This is a genomic window from Bradyrhizobium sp. CCGE-LA001, assembly GCF_000296215.2.
Taxonomy (GTDB): domain Bacteria; phylum Pseudomonadota; class Alphaproteobacteria; order Rhizobiales; family Xanthobacteraceae; genus Bradyrhizobium.
Genome location: NZ_CP013949.1, coordinates 4,899,643 through 4,921,080 on the forward strand (window position 1 = coordinate 4,899,643; position 21,438 = coordinate 4,921,080).

Below are 21,438 nucleotides of genomic sequence, written 5' to 3' on the forward strand. Positions count from 1 at the left end.
AAATTTGGAGAACGACAGTGATTGGTCAGAAATGGAACGTGATGGTCACCGGTGGCGCCGGCTACGTCGGCAGCGTGCTGGTCCCCCAGTTGCTGGCGGCCGGACACAAGGTCACGGTGCTTGACCTCTTCATGTACGGCGACGACGTCTTCAACGCGTTTCGCGACAATCCCAACCTGCGCCTGATCAAGGGCGACATCCGCGATGAGGCCGCCATCAACGAAGCCTTGCGCGGCAACAATGCGGTGATCCACCTCGCCTGCATCTCCAATGACCCTTCATTCGAACTGGACCCAGGCCTCGGAAAATCCATCAATTACGACTGTTTCCGACCGATGGTGCGCGCTGCGAAGAAGGCCGGCATCAAGCGCTTCATCTATGCGTCCTCCTCGAGCGTCTATGGCATCAAGGACGAGGCCGAGGTGACCGAGGAACTGTCCTGCGAGCCGCTCACGGACTACTCCAAGTTCAAGGCGATGTGCGAGACCGATCTTGCCGACGAGGCTGCGTCCGGCTTCGTCACCTGCACGGTTCGTCCCGCCACGGTCTGCGGCTACGCGCCGCGGCAGCGACTCGACGTCGTCGTCAACATCCTGACCAATCTGGCGGTCAACACCGGCCGCATCCGTGTGTTCGGCGGAACGCAGAAGCGGCCCAATCTGCACATCGAGGACATGTCCGCGGCCTATCTGTTCCTGCTTCAGCAGGACGATGCGAAGATCGACGGCAAGACCTACAACATCGGCTACGAAAACCATTCGCTGATGAAGATCGCCGACATCGTCAAATCGGTGGTCGGAAACAATGTCGACGTCGCCGTCGAGCCGACCGATGATCTGCGGTCCTACCACGTCTCCTCGGAGAAGATTCGCCGCGAGCTCGGATTTGCGCCGACGCACACGATCGAGCAGGCCGTGTCCGGGCTCGTGGACGCCTTCAGGGGCGGCCGTCTGCCGAACTCGCTGAACGATCCCCGGTACTTCAACATCAAGATGATGCAGAACATCAGCCTGAAGTGAGCGGCGTGCGGATCGGGATCGATTTCGACAACACGATCATCTGCTACGACAAGGTCTTTGCCGCCGTCGCGCGCCAGCGTGGCCTGGTGCCCGAGGGATGGCAGGGGCTGAAGACGGACGTGCGGGATCATCTGCGATCCCGCGCGGGCGGCGAGCTTGCCTGGCAAGGCCTGCAAGGCTTCGTGTACGGCAAGGGAATTGGCGGCGCCGAGATCTTTCCTGGCGTCCGCGAATTCCTCGCAGCGTGCCGCCAGGCCGGCGCGAGCGTCTATATCGTCAGCCACAAGACGCAGTTCGGCCATCAGGATCCCGACCGCGTCGACTTGCGCGAGGCCGCGCGCGGCTGGTTGCGAAGCGCAGGCCTGATCGACGCCACTGATGCGGCGCTGGCTGCGGGCAACATCTATTTCGAGGACACGCTGGCGGCCAAGGTCGAGCGACTCGCGAGCCTGGAGCTCGACATCTTCATCGACGATCTCGTCGATGTGTTCGAGCAGCCGCATTTTCCGAAGGCAACGCGATCGATCCTGTTTACGCAGTCGCGGCCTCCCCATCCCGTCCATTGCGAGCCGATCGCGAGTTGGGCCGACATCCACCGCGGAGTGTTCGCGGCATGAGCGAGCCGGACATCAGCGCGCAGGACGCGATCTCGATCGGCAGCCGCCTCGCCGGGGCGCGGGTCGCGGCCGCGCAACCGGCGCGATCCGGCGGCAACAACCGGGTGTTTCGGCTGGAGATGGCGCAGGGACCGCCCCTCGCCCTCAAGCATTATCCATCCGACGGGCGTGATCGGCTGGGACAGGAATACGACGCGCTCTGGTTTCTGGCGCGCCACGGCATCACGTCGACACCGCGGCCGATCGCGAAGGACGCAGATGCGTTCTGCGCGCTGTATCAATGGTTCGACGGCGATGCGGCGGTGCTGCATCCCCAGGACGACGATGCCGACCAGTTGGCCGAATTCCTGATCGAGCTTCAGGAATTACGCGATGCCGACGGCGCGCAGATTTTGCGAAACGCCTCGGCCAGCATCTTCTCGCCCGAGGCTGCCATCGCCCAGTACGAGCAGCGCCTGGACGGGTTGCGGCACCTATCGCAGGATCAGCCGGAGCTGCGCGCGTTCGTGGAGGGCAGCCTGGTTCCCAGCACGGCGATCGCAATCGGGCAACTCCGACGACGCTATGCGGAACTGGGGCGGGATCCCGCAGCGGACCTGGCGCCCACCCATCGCGCATTGAGTCCGTCGGATTTCGGACTGCACAACGCGCTGCGCGCCAACGACGGCAGGTTGCGATTCATCGACTTCGAATATTTCGGCTGGGACGATCCGGTCAAACTCGTGTCCGACACCGCAATCCATCCCGGCAGCGATCTGCCCAAGGCCAGCGCAAATCGATTGATCGAACGGCTCTCGCGTGCCTTCGAAGCTGGGGATGACGCGTTTGCGATCCGCCGTGACGTACTGTATCCTGTGTTCGGGGCGATTTGGTGCCTGATTGTCCTGAATGCTTATTTGCCGGAAAGCCGCTCCCGGCGCGCCCTGGCTGCGCAAGGTGGCGATCTGACGGTCCGCCTTGCCGGCCAGCTCGACAAAGCCCGCCGGCTCCATCAAACGATTTGCCAACGTGATCCAGATCTCACCCCACGCTGAAGCGGCCCTCACCTGCACGCTGGACGAGCGCAGCCTTTACTTGCGCCGCCTGGTACTCGGTTCTGTCCGCTCGGCGGGACGCGGCCATGTCGGTCCTGCCCTGTCGCTGATCGAGATGGTTCGCGTGCTCTACGACGACGTGCTACGGATCGACCCGAAGAACCCGCGCGATCCCAATCGCGACCGTGCGATCCTCAGCAAGGGACACGGTTGCCTGGCGCTCTATGCGCTCTTGGCCGATCGCGGCTTCTTTCCCCTGTCGGAGCTGGACGGCTTCTGCGGTCCCGACAGCATCCTCGGCGGACATCCCGAATACGGCATGGTGCCGGGGGTCGAGGCTTCGACCGGTGCGCTCGGCCATGGCCTGTCGATCGGTGTCGGCCTCGCGCTCGCCGCGCGCATGCGCGAACGCAGCTACCGGACCTTCGTGCTGCTCGGCGACGGCGAGATCAACGAGGGATCGGTGTGGGAAGCTGCCATGGGCGCGGCCAAGCACGGGCTCGACAATCTGGTCGCGCTGATCGACTACAACAAGCTGCAGAGCTACGGGCCCACCGACTACGTGTTGCCGCTGGAGCCGCTCGCGGACAAATGGCGCAGCTTCGGCTTCGCCGTGCAGGAGCTCAATGGCCACGACGTCGGCGCTCTGCGGGCAGTCCTGAAGCAGGTTCCGGCCGTTCCGGGCAAGCCCACCGCGATCATCTGTCATACCGTCAAAGGCAAGGGTCTGCCGCAGGCGGAATCCAATGCCGACTGGCATCACAAGAACAAGCTGACCGACAGCGAGCTCGACGCCATCCGCGTCGCCGTCGGCGATTTCTGATCGGCTCCCCATGCGCAACACAGCGATGAACATGGTCCACAAGCTCGCCGGCCGCGACGAGCGTGTGCTTTACATCGGCTCCGATCCCGGCGCCGGTACCTTGCGCGCCATGAGCAAGGAATTTCCCAAGCGCCATCTGATCGAGGGCATTTCGGAAGCGCACATCATCGGCATGTCGGCCGGCCTCGCGATGGAGGGCTTCGTGCCCTACGTCAACACCATCGCGACCTTCCTCACCCGCCGCTGCTACGAGCAAGTGGCCGTCGACCTCTGCCTGCACAACCTTCCCGTGCGGCTGATCGCCAATGGCGGCGGGCTCGTCTACGCGCCGCTCGGCCCGACCCACCAGGCGATCGAGGACATCGCGATCATGCGGGCGCTGCCGAACATGACGGTGATCTGCCCATGCGACGCCGACGAAGCGGCGCGCATGATGGAGCAGACGCTCGACTGGGCAGGACCGATCTACATCCGGCTCGGCAAGGGCGGCGATGCCATCGTCTCGAAGGCCGAGCACGGCTTCGAGATCGGCAAGGCCATCCTGATGCGGCCGCCGGGCGACGTCCTCATAGTGACCACGGGGATCATGCTGCAGCGGGCGCTGGCCGCAGCCGACCTGCTGGCTGGCCAAGGCATTCGCGCCGGCATCCTGCACATGCACACCGTGAAGCCGCTCGACACCGCGGCGCTGCTGCAAGCGATCCGCGGCACCAAGCTCGTAGCGACGCTGGAGGAGCACGTGCCCTCTGGCGGCCTCGGCAGTGCGGTCGCCGAGGCGCTGATCGACAAGCTCGGCTCGGGTCTGCCCGCGATGCTGCGGCTGTCGCTGCCGGACCGCTTCATGCACAATTACGGCTCGCAGGACTCGCTGCTGAAGAAGCACGGCCTCGCTCCCAACGCGATCGCGACCTCGATCGAACGCGCGCTCGCCTCGCACACTTCCCCTCAACTTCATTCCACCTGACGGGTCACATGTACGACGTTCGTTATTCCTATCTGCTCGAGCAGTTCGCCGACCCCGCTCCGATCCTGGCCGAGATCGGCCGCCTGGTCGCGACTGGTGACTTCACCCTGGGCAAACCGGTCGCCGAATTCGAGCGTCGCTTTGCCGAACTGATCGGCGTGCGTCACGCCATCGGCGTCGGATCGGGCACCGACGCGCTCAAGCTCCCGCTCAAGGCGCTCGGCATCGGCCATGGCGACGAGGTCATCACGGCCGCCAACACGTTCATCGCCACCGTCGGCGCCATCGCGGAGACCGGCGCGACGCCGGTGCTGGTCGACTGCGACGATTCCTTCTGCATGAATGTCGACCAGGTCGAAGCCGCCATTACCAAGAACACCAAGGCGATCATGCCGGTTCAGCTGACCGGCGAGGTCACCGACATGGGCAAGCTGATGGCGATCGCCCAACGCCATAATCTCCCCGTCGTCGAGGACGCCTGCCAGGGCATCCTGTCCGAGTTTGCCGGCAAGCGCTCCGGCACCCACGGCATTGCGGCCGGCTTCTCGCTGCATCCGCTCAAGAACCTCAACGTCTGGGGCGATGCCGGCGTCGTCGTCACCAATGACGATGGCATGAACGAGCGACTGCGCCTCATCCGCAATCACGGCATGAAGAACCGCGACGAGATCGCGATCCTCGGCTGCAATTCGCGGCTGGATTCGCTCCAGGCGGTGGTCGGCAACTGGCTGATCGGCCAGACCAGCGAGATCACGCGGCGCCGGATCGAGAACGCGGCCTATTACGACGCGGGCCTCGCCGGCCTGCCCGGCCTGCGCATCCCGCCGCGCCGGCCTAACGTGAAGCACGTCTACCACCTCTACATGGTGTTCGCCGAGCGCCGCGACGAGCTCTACAAATACTGCCTGGACAACGGCATCGAGGCCAAGATCCATTATCCGATCCCGCTCTATCAGCAGGAAGGCCTCAAGCATCTCGGCTACGCTCCGGGGACTTTCCCGGTCACCGACCGCCATGCCAAGGAAGTCATCAGCTTCCCCGTGGACCAGCATCTGACGCGGGCGCAGCAGGATCGCGTCATCGAGACGGTTCGGAAGTTCTGCCATGGACGCTGATCCCGGCCGCCGGCGCATCGGCTACGTCAATCTTCCCGCGCAGTTCGAGGAAGAGCGCGCCGAGATCATGCAGGCGGTCGAGGGCGTATTCCAGCGCGGCGACTTCATCGGCGGAGCGGCGGTCGCAAAGCTCGAGGAGGAATTGTCCGCCTATCTCGGCTCGCCGCATGTGGTGACGCTGAATTCCGGCACTGACGCGTTGATCCTCGCCCTGCGGGCGCTCGACATCGGCCCCGGCGACGAGGTCATCACCCCGCCGAATTCGTTCGTGGCATCGACCGCCGCGATCATCGCGGTCGGCGCCACGCCCATCTTTGCGGACGTGCTGCCGGACCAGAACATCGATCCGGCCGCAGTCGAGGCCGCCGTCACGCCGCGGACCAAGGCGATCATGCCGGTGCACCTGACCGGGCGCATGGCCGACATGAACCCGCTGATGGCGATCGCGAGCAAGCACGCCCTCGCCGTGATCGAAGACAGCGCCCAGGCCGTCGGCTCGACCTATGACGGACGGATGAGCGGCACCATGGGAACGTTCGGCTGCTTCTCCGCGCATCCGCTGAAGAATCTCAATGCCGCGGGCGATGCCGGCTTTCTCGTCACGGCCGACGCCGAAATGGCCGCACGCATCCGCCGCCTGCGCAATCACGGCCTGATCAACCGCAGCGACGTCCAGGAATGGGGTATCGTGTCACGGCTCGACACGCTTCAGGCCGAGGTGTTGCGGATCCGCCTGCGTCACCTGCCGTCGGTGATCGAACGCCGGCGGCGTAACGCCGCGCAATATCGTGCAGAGCTCGACGGCTTGCCTCTGTTCGTTCCGCCCTGCCGCAACATCGAGTTCAACACCTTCCACACCTTCGTCGTGCAGACCGACCGTCGCAACGACTTCCAGAAATATCTTGCCGACAAGGGCATCGAGACCGCGATCCATTATCCGGTACCGATCCACCTCCAGCCCTCGGCAGCGCATCTGGGTCATGGCCGCGGCGCGTTTCCGGTGACGGAGCGGCAGGCAGACCAGATCCTCACGCTCCCGATCAACCAGTTCCTCTCGGCCGCTGATATCAGCTATATTTGCGCGACCGCCCGGGAGTATTTTGCATGATCGATACGGACTTCCTCCAGGCCGACGAGCAGGCGCTGGCGCAACGCTTCATCGACGACGGCTTCGTCACCACGCCGGCCGACGACCGCGGCGGACTGGACCGGATCCAACGCCGCGCCGCAGAGCTCGCGGCGGACTATCTGAAGCTGCCGCACAGCAACGATCCGTACGCGATGCTGGACACCATCCACACGCGCGTGAGCGTCGACGATCTCAACGGACTGCGGCTGCACGTCTTCAACGGCCTCAATGCCGAACCCTGGTTCCGGCCCACCTATTTCCGCCTGGCGCGTTCGACGATCGAGACCATCGTCGGCAACGAGCTCTGCATGCAGCGCCGCGTCAATCTCAGCATCCAGATGCCCGGCGACGATTCCTCGCTGCTCGCGACGCACTCCGATGTCTGGTCGGGCGACTCGCCGTTTGAGGTCGTGGTGTGGGTGCCGCTGGTGGACGTCCACCGCACCAAGGCGATGTATCTGCTGCCGCCGTCCCTGAACGGCGACATGCAGGACCGGATGGCGACCCTGCGCAGCGCCGAGGAACTGTACAAGACAATCAAGCCGCACGCGACCTTCATCGAGATTCCCTACGGTCACGTGATGCTGTTCAACCAGACCCTGATGCACGGCAATCGCATCAACGAGGAGCCAGGCACGCGCTGGAGCATGAACTGCCGCTTCAAGAGCATCATGTCGCCCTACGCGGACAAGCGCTTCGGCGAGTTCTTCGAGCCGATCCTGCTGCGCCCGGCAACGCGGGTCGGCATGCAATACAAGCTGCCGGGAGGCTTCCATGGCTGAGCGAGCCGGCCATCGCGGCTACATCGGCGCCCGGCCGCTGAACGGCAGCCGCACCCCGCAGCACGTCCAGAACATCGTGATCCGCGACTACGCGCGACGGAAGAACCTGCAATACCTGCTCAGCGCCGTCGAGCACATCATGCCCGGCAGCTACATGGTGCTCGAGGACATCGTGGACGAGCTGCCGCGCCTGAACGGCCTGATCCTCTACAGCATCTTCATGCTGCCGCCCGACGAGGCGCGCCGACGGGAGATCTACGACCGTGTGCTGCGCGAGGGCTGCGATCTGCACGCCGCCGTCGAGGAGATCACGCTGTCCTCGCGCGAGGGCATCCAGGCGGTCGAGGATATTCTGCTCGTCAACAAATACGCGACCATCCTGTGACGATGACACGGAACGGTTGACGATCATGGCCGAGATCAACCTTCTCCAGCCGATGCACGCATCGACCAAGCGCAACTATGTTCAGCGCGTGGTCGAGCACGACAAGGCCGAGTCCGCCACCGTGGCACGGCAATGGGGGCGCGATTATTGGGACGGCGACCGCCGCTATGGCTATGGCGGCTATCGCTACGACGGACGCTGGCGTCCGCTCGCCCAGACCCTGATCGATCGCTACGGCATCAAGCCCGGCATGAGCGTGCTCGATGTCGGCTGCGGCAAGGGTTACCTGCTTTACGAATTCACCCAGCTCGTCCCCGACCTCAGGATCGCCGGCATCGACATCTCTGACTACGGCATCGCCAATGCCAAGGAGGAGGTGCGGCCGCAGCTCAAGGTCGGCAGCGCCGTCGAGCTTCCCTACGCCGACCACAGTTTCGACCTCGTGGTCTCGCTTGGCATGCTGCACAACCTTCCGCTCGAGGATGTCTTCCGCGCCGTGATGGAGATCGAGCGCGTCGGGCGCGGTGCCTCGAAATATCTGATGGTGGAATCGTTCCGCAACGAAAGCGAGAAAGCCAACCTCCTCTACTGGCAGCTCACCTGCCTGAGCTTCCATGGTCCGGAGACGTGGGCCTGGATCTACGACAAATGCGGCTATCGGGGCGACCATGGGTTCATCTTCTTCGAATGAAGCCGGTCTGCGCCGGCTGACCTCGCTGCGCGCGCAGAACCCGGAAGTGTACTATTCGGACGACGACATCGTCACGGCGGACGACGCCACGATCGCGGAACTGAAGCGCATCGCCGCCGGCAACCCGCGGCTGCGCAGCCGGTTGTGCACGCATGCGGACCCCTCGTCCGGTCTGCACGAGATGCTGATCGTGCATCATCGCGAGGCCTATGTCCGGCCCCACAAGCATTTCGGCAAACCTGAATCGTTTCACCTGATCGAGGGCACCGCCCAGGTCGTGATCTTCGAGGATGACGGCCGCATTCGCGACGTGCTCGAGATGGCGCCCTACGGCCATGGCGGCCTTTGCTATTACCGCATGCCCGAAAAGGTCTTCCACTCGATCCTGATCACCTCGGAGTGGCTGGTGTTTCACGAGACCACCGCCGGCCCGTTCGATCCCTCCCGCACCGCATTTCCGGACTGGGCCCCCGATGGCGGCGACGCTGCCGCGGTCCAAGCCTATGTCGCAAAAACTGGCACGCTCGCTGCGGAGCATCTGGCGAAAAGATAGACTTCGAGCGTTATCACTCCACTTGACGATTCCGCCGCGAATGATCGAGGACCGGACCAGTCGATGAAGCCGCCGGCAAAAGCGTTGGTTACTTTAGCCAAGTTCGCCGTCTCGATCGGCATCCTGGCCTTGCTCCTGCACAGTCAGGACCTGTCGTCCCTGAAAGCCGACCTTCTCGCCGTCAAACTGGACATGCTGGCGCTAGCGGTACTGCTGCTGTTTGCTCAGACCTTTGCGCTCTGTCATCGCTGGATCCTGATCCTGCGTGCGATGGACGTGCCCTTGGACTGGCTGGCAGGCTGGCGCATCCTCATCATCGGCACGTTTTTCAATCAAGTGCTGCCGGCGGGGGGCGACGCGGTCCGGATCTGGATGTTGCGGCGGCATGGCGTGCAATGGTCGCAAACGATCGGCAGCGTCGTGGCCGACCGCTTCCTGGCGCTGCTAGCGCTCGGTGCGGTCATCTTGGCGGGAATGCCGTTCCTGCTGCCGCGCATCAGCGACAAGTCGCTCCTTTTCGCTATCATCATCGTTCTTGTATTTGCGTGTTTCGGCCTCGTTGCCCTGGTTACGCTGAATCGCTGGCCGCCTCGCATGATCGCCGCTCTGCCTGCCCGGATCGTGCAATTCGCGATGCTGGTCAGGGCTCCGCTGGCGGCCGAAGGGCGAGCACGATTGATCGCGGCCGCCATCATCATCCATCTGATCACGATCGCAGCTTGTTATGTCCTTGCGATCGGCCTCGACGCTCCACTCTCCGCGCTTGACGCGTTCGTTCTTGTCCCGCTTGTCGTTCTGTCGTCCGCGGTTCCGATCTCGATCGGCGGTTGGGGGGTGCGGGAAGGCGCGATGGTTGCTGCACTTGGCCTCGCCGGGATCGCGTCCGACAAGGCACTCGCGATATCGGTCCTGCTCGGCGTCGGCGGCCTGATCGTGGGGCTGTTTGGCGGCCTGGTGTGGCTTGTTGCTCCGGAGCGCGCCAACTTCAGCGCAGACCAGGCCAGGGCCGTCGCCAAGCGGACGGACGCCGCACCGGTCTAGTCATGGCATATATGGATTTCTCCCGAACAAAGCTGCGCCGCACCGCCGAAGAACTGGTCTGGCGCGCTCTCATCCTAGCCCCGGCCGTTCTGTCCATTTGGTGCTTGAACCGAAGCGGCACGTACAGAGCGCTGATATTCGAGGGCGGATGGACGACGCGATTCTATGTTCTCGCCTGGATAATCCTGACGCCATATCTCGGCTGGATCGTGATGGCTACCGGGCGCCTTACATTCTCCCTCGTCAAGCACGATGCCGCGCGACGCATCGATGAGTTCTTCGTTGGTGCATCGACACTCATACTTGTCGGTCTGACGCTCGGCGCATTTTCCATCCTGTATCCGCAACTTGTTCTTGGGTCCCTGCTGGCAATCCTGTTGTGGGATACGCGCAGCTTCAGAATGCCGAAACGAACTAAGCCGAACTACGCACTGTTGTCGATATCGTTGGTCGGCTTCGCGGCTTTGGGAATGGTTTTTCTCGATCGCGCGGCAATGCCAGACGTCGTGTCGACCGACGTTCAACAGCTCTATGCGCCCTATCTGGCAGAAGTAGCACGTAACCACAGCATTTGGCTTGCCGCCGACAATCCAATCTTCTCTGATTTTGAGATCGGCCACGGAAACGGACTTCATCTGTTGATGGCAACGTTTCTGCCTCCCCAGGTGACCCAGATCATTTCATTCTTGTATTTCGTCGCAATCGGCGGGGTAATCTTTGAGTTCGTTCGGATGCTCATACCGCTGGAGATATTCGGTCCCCAATGGGACCGCATGGCAATACCGATCGCGCTCGGTATCGCCCTTCTTGGGCTCACGTGGGCGCCGGGCCTACACATCATGGAGTTTGGGAAGTATCACCTGCAGACCGCGGCATTCTTCTTCTATTCGCTGCTCGCTGTCGCCCGCTCTCCCAAGGGCCGCGACAACTTGGGCGCCGGGATCTGTGGCTTGGCCCTGACAGTCTCCTATCCGCTCTATACGGCGTATTTGGTCCTGATTTCGGGCTTGGGAGCGTTCACAAAACTGCTGCAAGGAGATCGATCCGGGCTCATCACCAGCGTTGCGCTTGGAGGCGGGGCGGTCGTCGGGTGCATGCTGGCTTTCGCCATCAACTACTTCTATCTCGGTATCCCCGCGACCAATCCGTATTCGATCTTCCGGCATGTCGCTTCGACGGATCGCTTTTCACAATTCGGCAGCTTCGACATCCTCGATTACTTTGTGTTGTCCCAATCGCTGGGAGTAAGCGACTTCTCCATCAGAAATGGATGGATATCGTCAACGGGACAAGTCAAGGCGATCGTCAAGGCCGCTGCGCTTCTCACAGTGGCGTCTTTGGTTGTCGCCCTCGCGGACTCGAAGTTGTTCCCCGCCCGATCGCCGCTCTCCAGGTCCATGCCGACAGGTTTGGTCGCTGGGGGGTTCATCCTTCTTGCTTACCTAGCTAGTGTCAGGTTCCTGGATTCAACTCTCCAGATCCCGAGTCTGCAAAGATTGTCCATCCATGTGAACGCGCTGATCCCCGTTACCATCATTGCCATGGCCTTCTGGGCACTGACGATCGCGTGGCGATTGGCACCGACCTGGTTCAGCGGCCGCGTCGCTCCGCACATTGCCGTCCTAAGCCTCTTGATGATGTCCGCTTCCGTCGTTCATGCGATTCCATGGAGGAGCTTCCAGGCGGATGGCACCTTGCTCTTTGTGGCTGGACGTCCGCTCGACCAAATGCCGCGCGTCACCGTGAACTGGAAGCGGTGCGACGACCTGCAGCAAGCGACCGATTCCGATCGGGTTCTTGCCCTCAACGGCTACCGGTCGATGGTACCCTGCTATTTCTCGTCGCTGCTCACGAGAGGCAAGATCATTCACACATATCAGAGCGATGTGGCGCGCAATTTCAAGAAGATCGCGCTGGGGGATGCTGACACGGCAGAAGCCGCGCTTCGATCGCTGGGGGTGAAGCTATTCTACGTTCAGAAGGGCAATTGTGACTTCTGGCTCAACGGTTTCTCCGATCTGTTTCAACGGGATGAACTCGCGCAACGGTTTGCCATTCATCACGAGACCCCGGAGCACTGGATGTTGACATGGAAGCACGGCGATCAATCGTTGAGCCCGGAGACCGCAAACGGGATCTCGGCGCTCAGGACGAGATCGAAGGATATCTATCGAGAGGCCTACGGCGTAGACCCATTTGAAGTGATCAAACACCGTCTGCCACCGGATGGCAGGCGCGGAGATCTAACGGTTCTCGAACAGCTGTTCCGGTGCTACTGAGGCTTCTGAGGGTAGCTCGTCCACGTCAGCGGAGACATCTTCGAAAGTCGCGATTCTCGCCCGGCAGCGCAACTTAAGATAAGAATTGTGGCAGGGCCAGTTGCGCTATATAGCCTTCAAACAACTCCGGGTATTGCCCGGGACGCCGATGTTCCGCTTTCCTGCAAAGAGTTAGAGCCGTGACCGACCATTGCCGCCTCTGCCATTCGACCGACCTGCGACCGGTCATCGACCTCGGACTGATGCCGATTGCGCATCGGCTTCGGCATAGCCGGAACGAGCAGGAGGAGCGGTATCCGTTCGAGGTGCTGGCATGCGGCGAGTGCGGCTTGCCGCAGATCGTCAAGCCGATCGATCCAGATATCCTGTATCGGCAATTCAACTACAATTTCAGCAGCTGGAAGCCAGAGCCGCACCAGGTCGACGAGCTCGACACCATCGCGAAGTTCTCGAAGCATCAGTCGGTGTTCGAGATCGGATGCAACGACGGCCTCTTCATGGACAAGCTGCGCGAGCGCGGCGCGAAGGTGCTGGTGGGCGTGGAGCCCAACCCCGTGTCGGGCAAGATCGCCCGCGAGCGCGGCATCAAGGTCTATTCCGACATGATCAGCCCGGCGCTGTGTCACGACGCGGTCGCCGCGGCCGGCAAGTTCGACCTCGTCGTGTCGCGCCAGGTGCTGGAGCACATCGTCGATTTCGAGAACTTCTTCGACTGCGTGAAAATCGCGCTGCGCGACGACGGGCTGCTGTTCATCGACGTACCCGACTTCGCGCCCGGCTCGACGGCTGGAGACCTCTCCGTTCTCTGGGAGGAGCACGTCAGCTATTTCACCGAACCGACCCTGCTTGCGCTGCTGGCGCGCCACGGCTTCGAAGCGGTATCCGTGAAGAAGTACAATTTCAGCGGCGGCAGCCTCGCCATCGCAGCCCGCCGTGCCACGCGCGACGTGACGCCGCCGCCCGCACCATCGGGCGTCGGCGAGAAATTCGGTCAGCGCGCCAGGGAGTATGGCGCGCGCCTCCGTCCGATCCTCGCCAAGGCTCGTGCCAATGGCGCCGAGATCGCCATCTATGGCGCCGGCTGCCGCGCCTGCACCTTCACCAATGCCCACGAGCTGGCGGAGCTGGTCGACCTCTCGGTCGACGACCAGAAGGAGCGCCAGGGACTGTTCCTGCCCGGTACCGGCATTCCGATCCGCGCGCCCGAGGACCTCGCAAGCAAGTCGGATCCGCTGATCTGTCTTCTGGCCGTGAACCAGGAGAACGAAGCCAAGGTCAGCAGCCGGCTGCGCGACAGCGTGAAGCGCCCGCTGCACATTGTCTCGATCTTCGCACCCTCCGACATCTGGAGCGAGCTCGATCGCCTTGAGGCGGCCGCAGGGTCGCGGCATGGCTGAGGACAAGCTCTTCAATTATTACGAACGTCAGAACGTTCTGCCGACGTTCGGAAATTTCAAGTCGTCCGCCGAACTCGGAGCCTATGCCGGCCAGAGGCGCGAGCTGTTTTCGGACAAGCTGATGCTTCCGCAGTTGCTGTTCCGCGATGCCGAAGTGCTCGAATTCGGTCCTGATTCCGGCGAGAATGCCTTGGTGTTTGCCGGCTGGGGCGCGAACATGACGCTCGCCGAACCGAACCGGCACGCGCACGAAAAAATCCAGGCCTACTTCGCGCATTTTGGCTTGACCGCGCGTCTTCGCGAACTCGCGTTGTCCGATGTCGAAGGATTCCGCGGCGATCGTCGCTTCGACATCATCGACGCCGAAGGATTCATCTACACGGTTCAGCCGAGCAAAAAATGGCTCGGCATCTTTCACCGGCTGCTCAATCCGGACGGCTACGCCGTCGTCTCCTACTACGAACGTTATGGCGGCTTCTTCGAGCTGGCGCTCAAGGCGATCCATGCGGCCGGCAAGGCATTGACGGGCCGCCCTGCGCCGGAGACGGCGAAGATGCTGTTCGAGACGAAATGGAACAGCATTCCGCACACCCGCAGCTTCGATTCCTGGCTGATGGACGTGCTCGAAAATCCTTTCGTCCGGCACCGGTACTTCCTCGACGCCGGCGCCTTGTGCGCGGCAGCGCATGAGCAGGGTTTCGACGTCCACTCGGCGTGGCCGGCGTATCGCGACAGTCTCGACGTCTACTGGCACAAGAAGGTCTTGTCCGACGACGAGAAGCTGCGGCGTGCAGTACGCCATCTCGGCCGCAGCCGTCTCAGCTTCCTCGGCGGACGCAAACTCTATCTGGTCGGCAACATCGAAGCGGTCGATGCGATTTCGGCGTCGATCGAAGCGCTGGTTCACGACGTCGACGGAATGATCGACGACCCCTTCGGCGACTGCCTGCCGCGGGTGATCTCCAGCCTGGCGTTATTGCGAGAAACGATCCGGACGACGGACGTTCTGGCCGACGATGCTGCCGATATCGACGCCATCATTGCAACGCTCGACAGTTTCCATCGTATTTTTGTTGCAATCGGGCGGCGGGATGCATCCGCAGTCACCGCCCTCACCCAGTCCGACCCAGCATTCATCAACACCTGGGGTCAGCCGGCGCATTTCCTCGTCATCCGGAAGCGCCTCGAGGGAGCCTAGCCAGTGAGGCCAGGCATTGGCATTATCGGAACCGGCATGGTCGGCCAGATGTGCCACCTCGCCAATTTCGCTGCCAATCCCGCCTGCAGCGTCGTCGCGATCGCCGATCTGCGGCCCGATCTGGCCGCCGCCGCGGCGCGGAAGTTCGGCGTTCCACGGGTTTACGGCACGCACCGGGAGCTGCTCGCGGATAGCGAGGTGTCCGCCGTCGTCGTGGTGACGAAGCGTCGCGCCACCGGCCCGATCGTGCTGGACGCATTGAACAGCGGCCGGCACGTGCTATCGGAGAAACCGATGGCTTATACGACGGTTCAGGCCGCTTCGCTGGTCGAAGCTGCGCAGCGGCAGGGCCTCATTTACAGCATCGGTTACATGAAGCGTCACGACGCCGGCGTGGCGCGCGCGCTAGCGGAGCTATCGCGCATTCGTGCCGACCAGTCGCTCGGTCGGATCGTCCGCGCGCGCGGCTGGTGCTTTGGAGGCGATACCGGCCGAGCACAGGACAATTTCGTCATGACCGGCGAAACCCGGCCGGACGGGCTCAGGCTGTGGCAGGATGGTCCTGACTGGATGCCGGGCACGTTGCGGCCCGGCTACGACAACTTTCTGAACGTGTTCAGCCATATCATTAATTTGGCCCGCTACGTGCTCGGCCCCTCGCCGATCATCGCCGAAAGCTCCGTCGAGATATCGGGAGCCGCGCGCGTCATTCTCGACTTCGACGGCATCGCATGCACGCTGGATCTCGTGAACGGGTCCGAGGGCACCTGGCGCGAGGGACTAACGATCGATTTCGAGCGGGGCACAGTGACCGTCGAATTGCCCGCGCCGTTTGCCGAGCAGGAGGCGGAGGTCATTGTCGATCACGACGGTCACTCCAGGCGGCTGATCCGTGAAACCAGCTGGGCTTTTCGGCGCCAAGCCGACGCCTTTGTCTCCGATGTCGTCGAACGCCGGATACCTCTGGCCTCCGGGGCGGATTCGGTGACAGACATCGCGCTTGCGGAGGCAGTCTGGAAGCGGAGGACTAGCGGCTAGGCTCGGCGCCCTTTCCTGAAGCGTCGAGCGGAATGATACCGGCGATCGGTCCCACCTTGATCGTGACCTTTGCAAGTTGGTCGAGCAACTCAGCGACATCACAGCGCGCAAGAAACCGGCATGCATAGTACTTCCATACCAAGGTCTGGTTCGATGCCGCTCCAGGGCCGGGCTGCAACGAGATCGTCGCTTGCGGCCCTGACGGATCGAAGTGATGGAATGCGCTTCCCGGAGACGTCCGCGATCCCTCCATCTCCTGAAGGATGGTGGGCCGCTCGGCAACCAGGGTAAAACCGAAAAAGGGCTGATTGCCCCAAGCGAGGCGCAACATTCCGGTGACCTCGGCCAAGCCGAACGGCACGAACCGTGCCGGGTAATTCTGAAAGCCGTCATCGACGGCATAGACCATCGCCGGGGGCTGAGCCCGGCCGGCAAGGTCACGCGTCAGGGCTTCTTGCTTCAGCATTCTCGCCTGCAGGAAGGTGTAGTCGTTCCACAGCAGGCCAACCGACACGATCATGCCCAATCCGAAAACGACTGCGAAGGCCGTGCCGGAGCCGACCCAACGTTGAGCGTGCCGCTTCAATGCAAGCAGAGCCAGCGCCGACGGCACACCGAACATCAGCAGGTGACGGCTCTCGTAAAAATGCGAGGAAGAGGGCCGCAGGCCGGCGATCACATAGGGTGACGACAATGCGAAGAACAAGGCCGCGGCGAGGATCAGCGGCAAGGCCCTCCCGCTTCTGGACGCGCTCGGTTCTGTACCGGGACGCAGCAGCAGCACGACAATGCCGACGAGGACCGTAGCCATGACGAAGAGCGCCGGGAGCTGGATCGCCGCTCGGACTGCATGGGCCAGCACGTCCCTGTAGCCGGCGACGACGAACGCCCCCCAACCCTTCGCCAATTCGGCGAGCGTCGGGAAATGGGCGTTGTAGTGCTGCGCGTACACGCCGATCCGTTTGAACCAGATGTTGAGCGTGCCCCAGTAGACCAGAGGAAGCACAACCAGTTCGGGATAGCTCAAAGCGGAGCGCCAGGCCGCGAGCCACGTGCGGCGAACGAACCCATGCGCAATGTCTGCGCCCCGCCACACCGCGATGAAGAGACCGAGCATCACGAAAGCATAGAGCATGATCGTCGAGTTGAGCGCGAAGCTCAGCAAGAACACCAGCGCACAAGCCACCCGAAGGAGCGCGCGACGCAGGCCGCGGGCGCCGAAGGCGAGCGTCAGCAGCCATGCACCGACGAACGAAAGCCCAAAGCTGAAGACATAGACTGCGTTGGCCTTGCCCGCCCAAAGTTGATAGCCGGGATAGGTCCAGACGATCAAGGCAAAGCCAGCCGCTTCAGCACGATCGAGCAAGCCGAGCCGCGTCGCCGTCAGCATCAGACACGTCGCGCCTAAGAGAATTCCGGCAAAGGCCATCGACACCATCACGGCAACCGGCGCGCCCGTCCAGTTCGCGAACGTGTCGTAGCTGTAGAAGATCGGATGGCCGGCGCCGTTCAGCAGGAAATTAATGTCGATGAAATATTCCGGACGTGGCTTAAGCACCAGCCAGTCGTCCATGAAGAGGCCGTGGTTCAGCAGCATCGGTGCATGCGCGACCAACAACGCCATGAGCAGAACGGCTATCGCGCGCGACAAGGGGGGCATGCTCGGACGGGTGAGGAAGGGCATCGCCGGCAAGGACTCGCACGGCCGCGTGACTGCTGCAAGAGCGGGATGGCAGGCTTCCCTTGACCGGAAATATCCGACCTCCTATAGACCTTCACTAGCTGAGCCCGAGAGGCGTCAGGGACGATTTTCCGCAATGAACATGCTACCCGGCCCGGCGCAGGCCGCTGCAATCGGCCTCAGCATCGCTTTCCCGCTTTTATTGCTGGGCTATGCGCGCCTCGCGGCCACCGGCGGATCCGGCCGCCGTTTTCGGCTCGGCTGCGTCAGCCTCGTCGTTCTCTTTGCGGTTGCCTGCATCGCACTTCCCGGTGAACGCCATATCGACGACGTGATCGGCGGTCTCTTGCTGTTAGCGACAGCGATGATGTTTTGCTACATCCTCTTCAGCCTGCTGGCTTGGGGCTTTACGCTGACGTTGCTCACGGCGCTGGTCAAGACCGGACGTCCCCTCACCTTGGAGCAATGGGCTGCAGCCTACATGCAGGGCAGCGATCTCGGCACGTTCGCGCACAATCGTCTGAAGCTCCTGTTCGGTTCGGGGTTGGTGGTGACGGAAGATGCCAGGCTGGCGCCGACCCCCAAGGGGGTGGCGGTCGCGCATCTGGTCAAGCTGGTTCGTCTATCGACGGGCCTTGGGTGAGTGGCACGATGTCCTACGTTGTCGGATTGACCGCCGTCGTCGCCTTCGCCGTGCTGTCCCCTGCCCTGCAGCTGATGGCCCGCGCTTTCGCCTGGCCACTGTCATCCGTCGTCCTGCTCGCGGTCGCCGCGGTCGTTGCGCATGGTTTCGGCGTGGCGCTCGGCATTCTCGTCGTGCCGCAGTTCCAGTACTGGGACGCCGCGTCGATTTTCGGATTTTGCGTCATGGCCTATGTTTTTGCCTTTGGCGCCGTATACAGATCGGTTTCGCTGAGCATCCTGCTCAGCCTCGTTGGCCGGCCGGAACGGAGTGCCCCGCTTGCCGAGATCGTCGCACGACAGGTTCCAGATCTGTTCCGGGAACGAACCAAGGCCTTGGTCGATGGTGGCCTCGTCGAGCGGGTCGACACGAACTTTGTGGCGACCGCAGCAGGCCGGACCATGGCAGGCCGCGTCGGACGGCTGCGGCGCGCCTTTGGTATCGGCGACACCAGTCTCTACGATTTTTCCGATTAGTTGCCCGGAATACACACTCGCCGACTCCGTGTCGATTGCGGGGGATCACCTGCGCGTGCCGCATTGTTCTCCCTGCCCAGATCACTTAGAGTTGTGACCACGGTTCCAACAGTAAGAGTAGCCGGCCAACGGCAGCACGCGATGACACCTTCCAGGGCGCCAAAAAGGCTTACGATCGTCATTCCTGCGCTGAACGAGCAGGACAAGATCGCCGATACCATCGGCGGCGTGCTTCCGCTTGCGCGCGAGCTGCTCGATGATTTCGAGATCTTCCTGATCGACGACGGCAGCACGGACGCCACCGGCGCGATCATGGACGAGTTCGCGGCCCACGAGCCACGCATCATCGTGCATCACAACCCCGAACGGCGAGGCGTCGGTGCCGGCTTCGAATATGCGCTGTCGCGCGCCAAGTTCGACGCCATCACGCTCATTCCGGGCGACCACGCTTTTCAAGACGAAGGCATCGCCCGGATGTTCAAGGCGGCAGGCGCGGCCGACCTCGTCATCACCTATCGCGACAACCAGTCGGACCGCTCGGTCAACCGCTCGCTCCAATCACATTCGCTACGACTGATCCTGAATTGCCTGTTCGGCTTCTGGCTGTCCGACTATCACAGCATGATCGTCTACCCCGTCAAATGGCTGCGCCAGATCGCGGTCAAGGCCGACGGCTACGGCTATCAGATCTGCGCGTTGATCTCGCTGCTCCAGCTCGGCCTCACCCACGTGCAGGTGCCGGTCAGCCTGAACGCGGAGCTCAAGGGATCGTCCCGTGCGCTGCGGCTGCGGACCTATTTCGAGCTCGGAGGCACGATCCTCTCGCTGCTCCGCCGCGTTCCCATCCGCGACGTCGATCTCAGCCAAGTCCCCGCCGACACCCAGCGGACCCCGGCGCGCTGAACCGTCTACACCTGCTCGGCCGGCACATTGCGATTCGCAAAACGGGGACGCGTGTCCCTATCCCGTCAGCGTATAAACTAAGTGGTTGATTTCGCTGGCAGGAGTGGCAGGGCTCGAACCTGCGACCCCCGGTTTTGGAGACCGGTGCTCTACCAATTGAGCTACACTCCTACAGACCCCGCGTCGCCTTGGGATCAGGGCCGCTTTCAAGCACAGGGGACGGCCGGTTTGCAAGGGTGAACCGCGCCGGCTTCGCTTGTTTGTACCGGGGTTTTTGGGCCACAGTCCGTTCCCGATAATCAAGAGCAACCGGGAGTGCCCATGACCACCACAGCGACCGCTCCAGCCGCCCCGCAGGGCACAATCGCCCCCCATACCCCTCCCCTGCCGGAAGCGCGCCCCGAGACGCTCGGGCTGTCGCAGTCCCGCCTCCAGGCCATGTCGGATGCCTTCAAGCGCGAGATCGACAAGGGAACCGTTCCCGGCGTCACCGTGCTGGTCGCCCGCCGGGGCCAGATCGGCTGGTTCGAGGCGCTGGGCCGACAGAGCCCGGCATCCGCTGCGCCGATGGCGCGCGACTCGATCTTCCGGGTGTTCTCGATGACCAAGCCGATCGTGTCGGTCGGCATCATGGCCCTGGTCGAGGACGGCCACCTGCTCCTCAGCGACGCGGTTGCCAAGTTCATTCCGGAGTTCGCCGACCAGAAGGTCGGCGTGGTCAGCAGCGGCAAGCTGGAGCTGGTTCCGCCCAAGCGGCCGATGACGGTGCAGGACCTGCTCCGCCACACCTCCGGCCTCACCTATGAGCATCAGGGCGACGGCCCCGTGCACAAGCTCTACCAGGAGTCCCGCGTCCGCAGCCGCAAGATCACCAATGCCGAGCACGCTGCGCTGGTGGCGAGCTTCCCGCTGGTCTGCCATCCCGGCGACGAGTTCAATTACAGCCGCTCCACCGACATCCTCGGCCGCATCATCGAGGTCGTCAGCGGCAAATCGCTCGGCGCGTTCCTCTCCGATCGCATCCTCGCGCCCCTGCAGATGACCGAGACCGGCTTTGCCACGTCCGAGGCCAATGCCAAGAGGCTCGCCGAGCCGTTCGCGGCCGATCCCTGGACCGGCGACAAGGTCGCGCTCTTCAACATGCTCGAGCAGCCGGTGATGGAATCCGGCGGCGGCGGACTGGTCTCGACCACGATGGACTATGCCCGCTTCTGCGTGATGCTGCGCAATGGCGGCACACTCGACGGCAACAGGATCATCGGCCGCAAGACTCTGGAGCTGATGGCAGCCGACCATCTCGGGCCGCACGTCGTGACCAACGGCACGCTGCTGTCGCCCGGCCACGGCTTTGGTCTCGGCTTTGCGGTACGCCGGGAAGCCGGCATCGCGCCCTTCCCCGGCAGCGTCGGCCAGTATTTCTGGAGCGGCATCGCCGGCACGTTCTTCTGGATCGACCCGAAGGAGGATTTGTTCGCGGTGTTCATGAGCCAGGGCCCTGGGCAGCGCGACTACACGCGCACGCTGGTTAGGGATCTGGTGTACGCGGCGGTGGAGTGACCTGTGTGCCCCGGACGCGCTGCAACGCCCTTAGCGTTGCTGCGCAGAGCCGGGGCCCATGCATCTACGATCTC

Annotated in this window: 21 protein-coding genes and 1 tRNA gene; 20 read left to right on the forward strand and 2 right to left on the reverse strand. The window is 63.0% G+C overall.

Annotated features, from left to right (window positions below):
- Nucleotides 1–17 precede the first annotated feature (17 nt).
- The 16 genes from BCCGELA001_RS22855 to BCCGELA001_RS22930 all read left to right on the forward strand — a co-directional run bounded on the left by BCCGELA001_RS22855 (nucleotide 18) and on the right by BCCGELA001_RS22930 (nucleotide 16,065).
- A complete protein-coding gene (locus BCCGELA001_RS22855) occupies nucleotides 18–1,019 on the forward strand; it encodes an NAD-dependent epimerase/dehydratase family protein (protein ID WP_060736378.1) in 1,002 nt (333 codons plus the stop codon).
- Nucleotides 1,020–1,024: 5 nt separating this feature from the next.
- On the forward strand, nucleotides 1,025–1,636 hold the full coding sequence (locus BCCGELA001_RS22860; RefSeq protein WP_236840732.1) for a hypothetical protein: 612 nt from the start codon (nucleotides 1,025–1,027) through the stop codon (nucleotides 1,634–1,636).
- Nucleotides 1,633–2,670, forward strand: a complete 1,038-nt coding sequence (locus BCCGELA001_RS22865; protein WP_008549403.1) for an aminoglycoside phosphotransferase family protein — start codon at nucleotides 1,633–1,635, stop codon at nucleotides 2,668–2,670. Before BCCGELA001_RS22860 ends, BCCGELA001_RS22865 begins: the two co-directional genes overlap by 4 nt.
- Entirely contained in the window at nucleotides 2,645–3,493 is an 849-nt protein-coding gene (locus BCCGELA001_RS22870) for a transketolase (RefSeq protein ID WP_008549405.1), read from the forward strand. The genes BCCGELA001_RS22865 and BCCGELA001_RS22870 overlap by 26 nt, the downstream gene beginning before the upstream one ends.
- A gap of 10 nt (nucleotides 3,494–3,503) precedes the next feature.
- A complete protein-coding gene (locus tag BCCGELA001_RS22875; protein ID WP_060736379.1) occupies nucleotides 3,504–4,457 on the forward strand; it encodes a transketolase family protein in 954 nt (317 codons plus the stop codon).
- 8 nt (nucleotides 4,458–4,465) lie between these two features.
- Nucleotides 4,466–5,572, forward strand: coding sequence for a DegT/DnrJ/EryC1/StrS family aminotransferase (locus tag BCCGELA001_RS22880; RefSeq protein ID WP_008549420.1), 1,107 nt, complete (start codon nucleotides 4,466–4,468; stop codon nucleotides 5,570–5,572).
- Nucleotides 5,562–6,680 carry a DegT/DnrJ/EryC1/StrS family aminotransferase gene (locus tag BCCGELA001_RS22885; protein WP_060736380.1) on the forward strand — a complete coding sequence of 373 codons (1,119 nt, stop codon included), beginning with the start codon at nucleotides 5,562–5,564 and terminating at the stop codon, nucleotides 6,678–6,680. The genes BCCGELA001_RS22880 and BCCGELA001_RS22885 overlap by 11 nt, the downstream gene beginning before the upstream one ends.
- On the forward strand, nucleotides 6,677–7,483 hold the full coding sequence (locus BCCGELA001_RS22890) for a sporadic carbohydrate cluster 2OG-Fe(II) oxygenase (RefSeq protein ID WP_008549436.1): 807 nt from the start codon (nucleotides 6,677–6,679) through the stop codon (nucleotides 7,481–7,483). Before BCCGELA001_RS22885 ends, BCCGELA001_RS22890 begins: the two co-directional genes overlap by 4 nt.
- The gene (locus BCCGELA001_RS22895) at nucleotides 7,476–7,868 is read left to right on the forward strand and encodes an LIC12192 family sporadic carbohydrate cluster protein (RefSeq protein ID WP_008549438.1); all 393 of its coding nucleotides are present in this window, start codon (nucleotides 7,476–7,478) and stop codon (nucleotides 7,866–7,868) included. The genes BCCGELA001_RS22890 and BCCGELA001_RS22895 overlap by 8 nt, the downstream gene beginning before the upstream one ends.
- A 25-nt stretch (nucleotides 7,869–7,893) precedes the next feature.
- Complete coding sequence (locus BCCGELA001_RS22900; RefSeq protein ID WP_060737784.1) at nucleotides 7,894–8,559, forward strand: class I SAM-dependent methyltransferase; 666 nt, start codon at nucleotides 7,894–7,896, stop codon at nucleotides 8,557–8,559.
- The gene (locus BCCGELA001_RS22905; protein WP_060736381.1) at nucleotides 8,537–9,112 is read left to right on the forward strand and encodes a WbuC family cupin fold metalloprotein; all 576 of its coding nucleotides are present in this window, start codon (nucleotides 8,537–8,539) and stop codon (nucleotides 9,110–9,112) included. Before BCCGELA001_RS22900 ends, BCCGELA001_RS22905 begins: the two co-directional genes overlap by 23 nt.
- A 63-nt stretch (nucleotides 9,113–9,175) precedes the next feature.
- Complete coding sequence (locus BCCGELA001_RS22910) at nucleotides 9,176–10,153, forward strand: lysylphosphatidylglycerol synthase transmembrane domain-containing protein (protein WP_008549455.1); 978 nt, start codon at nucleotides 9,176–9,178, stop codon at nucleotides 10,151–10,153.
- A 2-nt stretch (nucleotides 10,154–10,155) separates the two neighbouring features.
- Nucleotides 10,156–12,432 carry a hypothetical protein gene (locus tag BCCGELA001_RS22915; protein ID WP_236840733.1) on the forward strand — a complete coding sequence of 759 codons (2,277 nt, stop codon included), beginning with the start codon at nucleotides 10,156–10,158 and terminating at the stop codon, nucleotides 12,430–12,432.
- A 179-nt stretch (nucleotides 12,433–12,611) separates the two neighbouring features.
- Nucleotides 12,612–13,829 (forward strand): class I SAM-dependent methyltransferase, encoded by a 1,218-nt coding sequence (locus BCCGELA001_RS22920; RefSeq protein WP_008549466.1) that lies wholly within the window; start codon nucleotides 12,612–12,614, stop codon nucleotides 13,827–13,829.
- A complete protein-coding gene (locus tag BCCGELA001_RS22925) occupies nucleotides 13,822–15,027 on the forward strand; it encodes a class I SAM-dependent methyltransferase (RefSeq protein WP_008549467.1) in 1,206 nt (401 codons plus the stop codon). Before BCCGELA001_RS22920 ends, BCCGELA001_RS22925 begins: the two co-directional genes overlap by 8 nt.
- Nucleotides 15,028–15,030: 3 nt before the next feature.
- Complete coding sequence (locus BCCGELA001_RS22930) at nucleotides 15,031–16,065, forward strand: Gfo/Idh/MocA family protein (protein ID WP_060736382.1); 1,035 nt, start codon at nucleotides 15,031–15,033, stop codon at nucleotides 16,063–16,065.
- Here BCCGELA001_RS22930 and BCCGELA001_RS22935 read toward each other — a convergent pair.
- Nucleotides 16,055–17,749, reverse strand: a complete 1,695-nt coding sequence (locus tag BCCGELA001_RS22935; protein ID WP_060736383.1) for a hypothetical protein — start codon at nucleotides 17,747–17,749, stop codon at nucleotides 16,055–16,057. The two genes, BCCGELA001_RS22930 and BCCGELA001_RS22935, sit on opposite strands and share 11 nt — an antisense overlap.
- Nucleotides 17,750–17,882: 133 nt before the next feature.
- Between BCCGELA001_RS22935 and BCCGELA001_RS22940 the strand changes: the two genes are divergently transcribed.
- The 3 genes from BCCGELA001_RS22940 to BCCGELA001_RS22950 all read left to right on the forward strand — a co-directional run bounded on the left by BCCGELA001_RS22940 (nucleotide 17,883) and on the right by BCCGELA001_RS22950 (nucleotide 19,807).
- Nucleotides 17,883–18,389, forward strand: coding sequence for a hypothetical protein (locus BCCGELA001_RS22940; RefSeq protein WP_008549472.1), 507 nt, complete (start codon nucleotides 17,883–17,885; stop codon nucleotides 18,387–18,389).
- A gap of 26 nt (nucleotides 18,390–18,415) precedes the next feature.
- Complete coding sequence (locus BCCGELA001_RS22945; RefSeq protein WP_236840734.1) at nucleotides 18,416–18,904, forward strand: hypothetical protein; 489 nt, start codon at nucleotides 18,416–18,418, stop codon at nucleotides 18,902–18,904.
- A gap of 141 nt (nucleotides 18,905–19,045) precedes the next feature.
- On the forward strand, nucleotides 19,046–19,807 hold the full coding sequence (locus tag BCCGELA001_RS22950; protein WP_060736384.1) for a glycosyltransferase family 2 protein: 762 nt from the start codon (nucleotides 19,046–19,048) through the stop codon (nucleotides 19,805–19,807).
- 95 nt (nucleotides 19,808–19,902) lie between these two features.
- Here the strand turns inward: BCCGELA001_RS22950 and BCCGELA001_RS22955 are convergent.
- Nucleotides 19,903–19,978, reverse strand: a tRNA-Trp gene (locus tag BCCGELA001_RS22955).
- Between the two features lie 150 nt (nucleotides 19,979–20,128).
- On the opposite strand from BCCGELA001_RS22955, the gene BCCGELA001_RS22960 reads away from it, so the two are divergent.
- The gene (locus tag BCCGELA001_RS22960) at nucleotides 20,129–21,364 is read left to right on the forward strand and encodes a serine hydrolase domain-containing protein (RefSeq protein ID WP_060736385.1); all 1,236 of its coding nucleotides are present in this window, start codon (nucleotides 20,129–20,131) and stop codon (nucleotides 21,362–21,364) included.
- The last annotated feature ends 74 nt before the right edge of the window (nucleotides 21,365–21,438 follow it).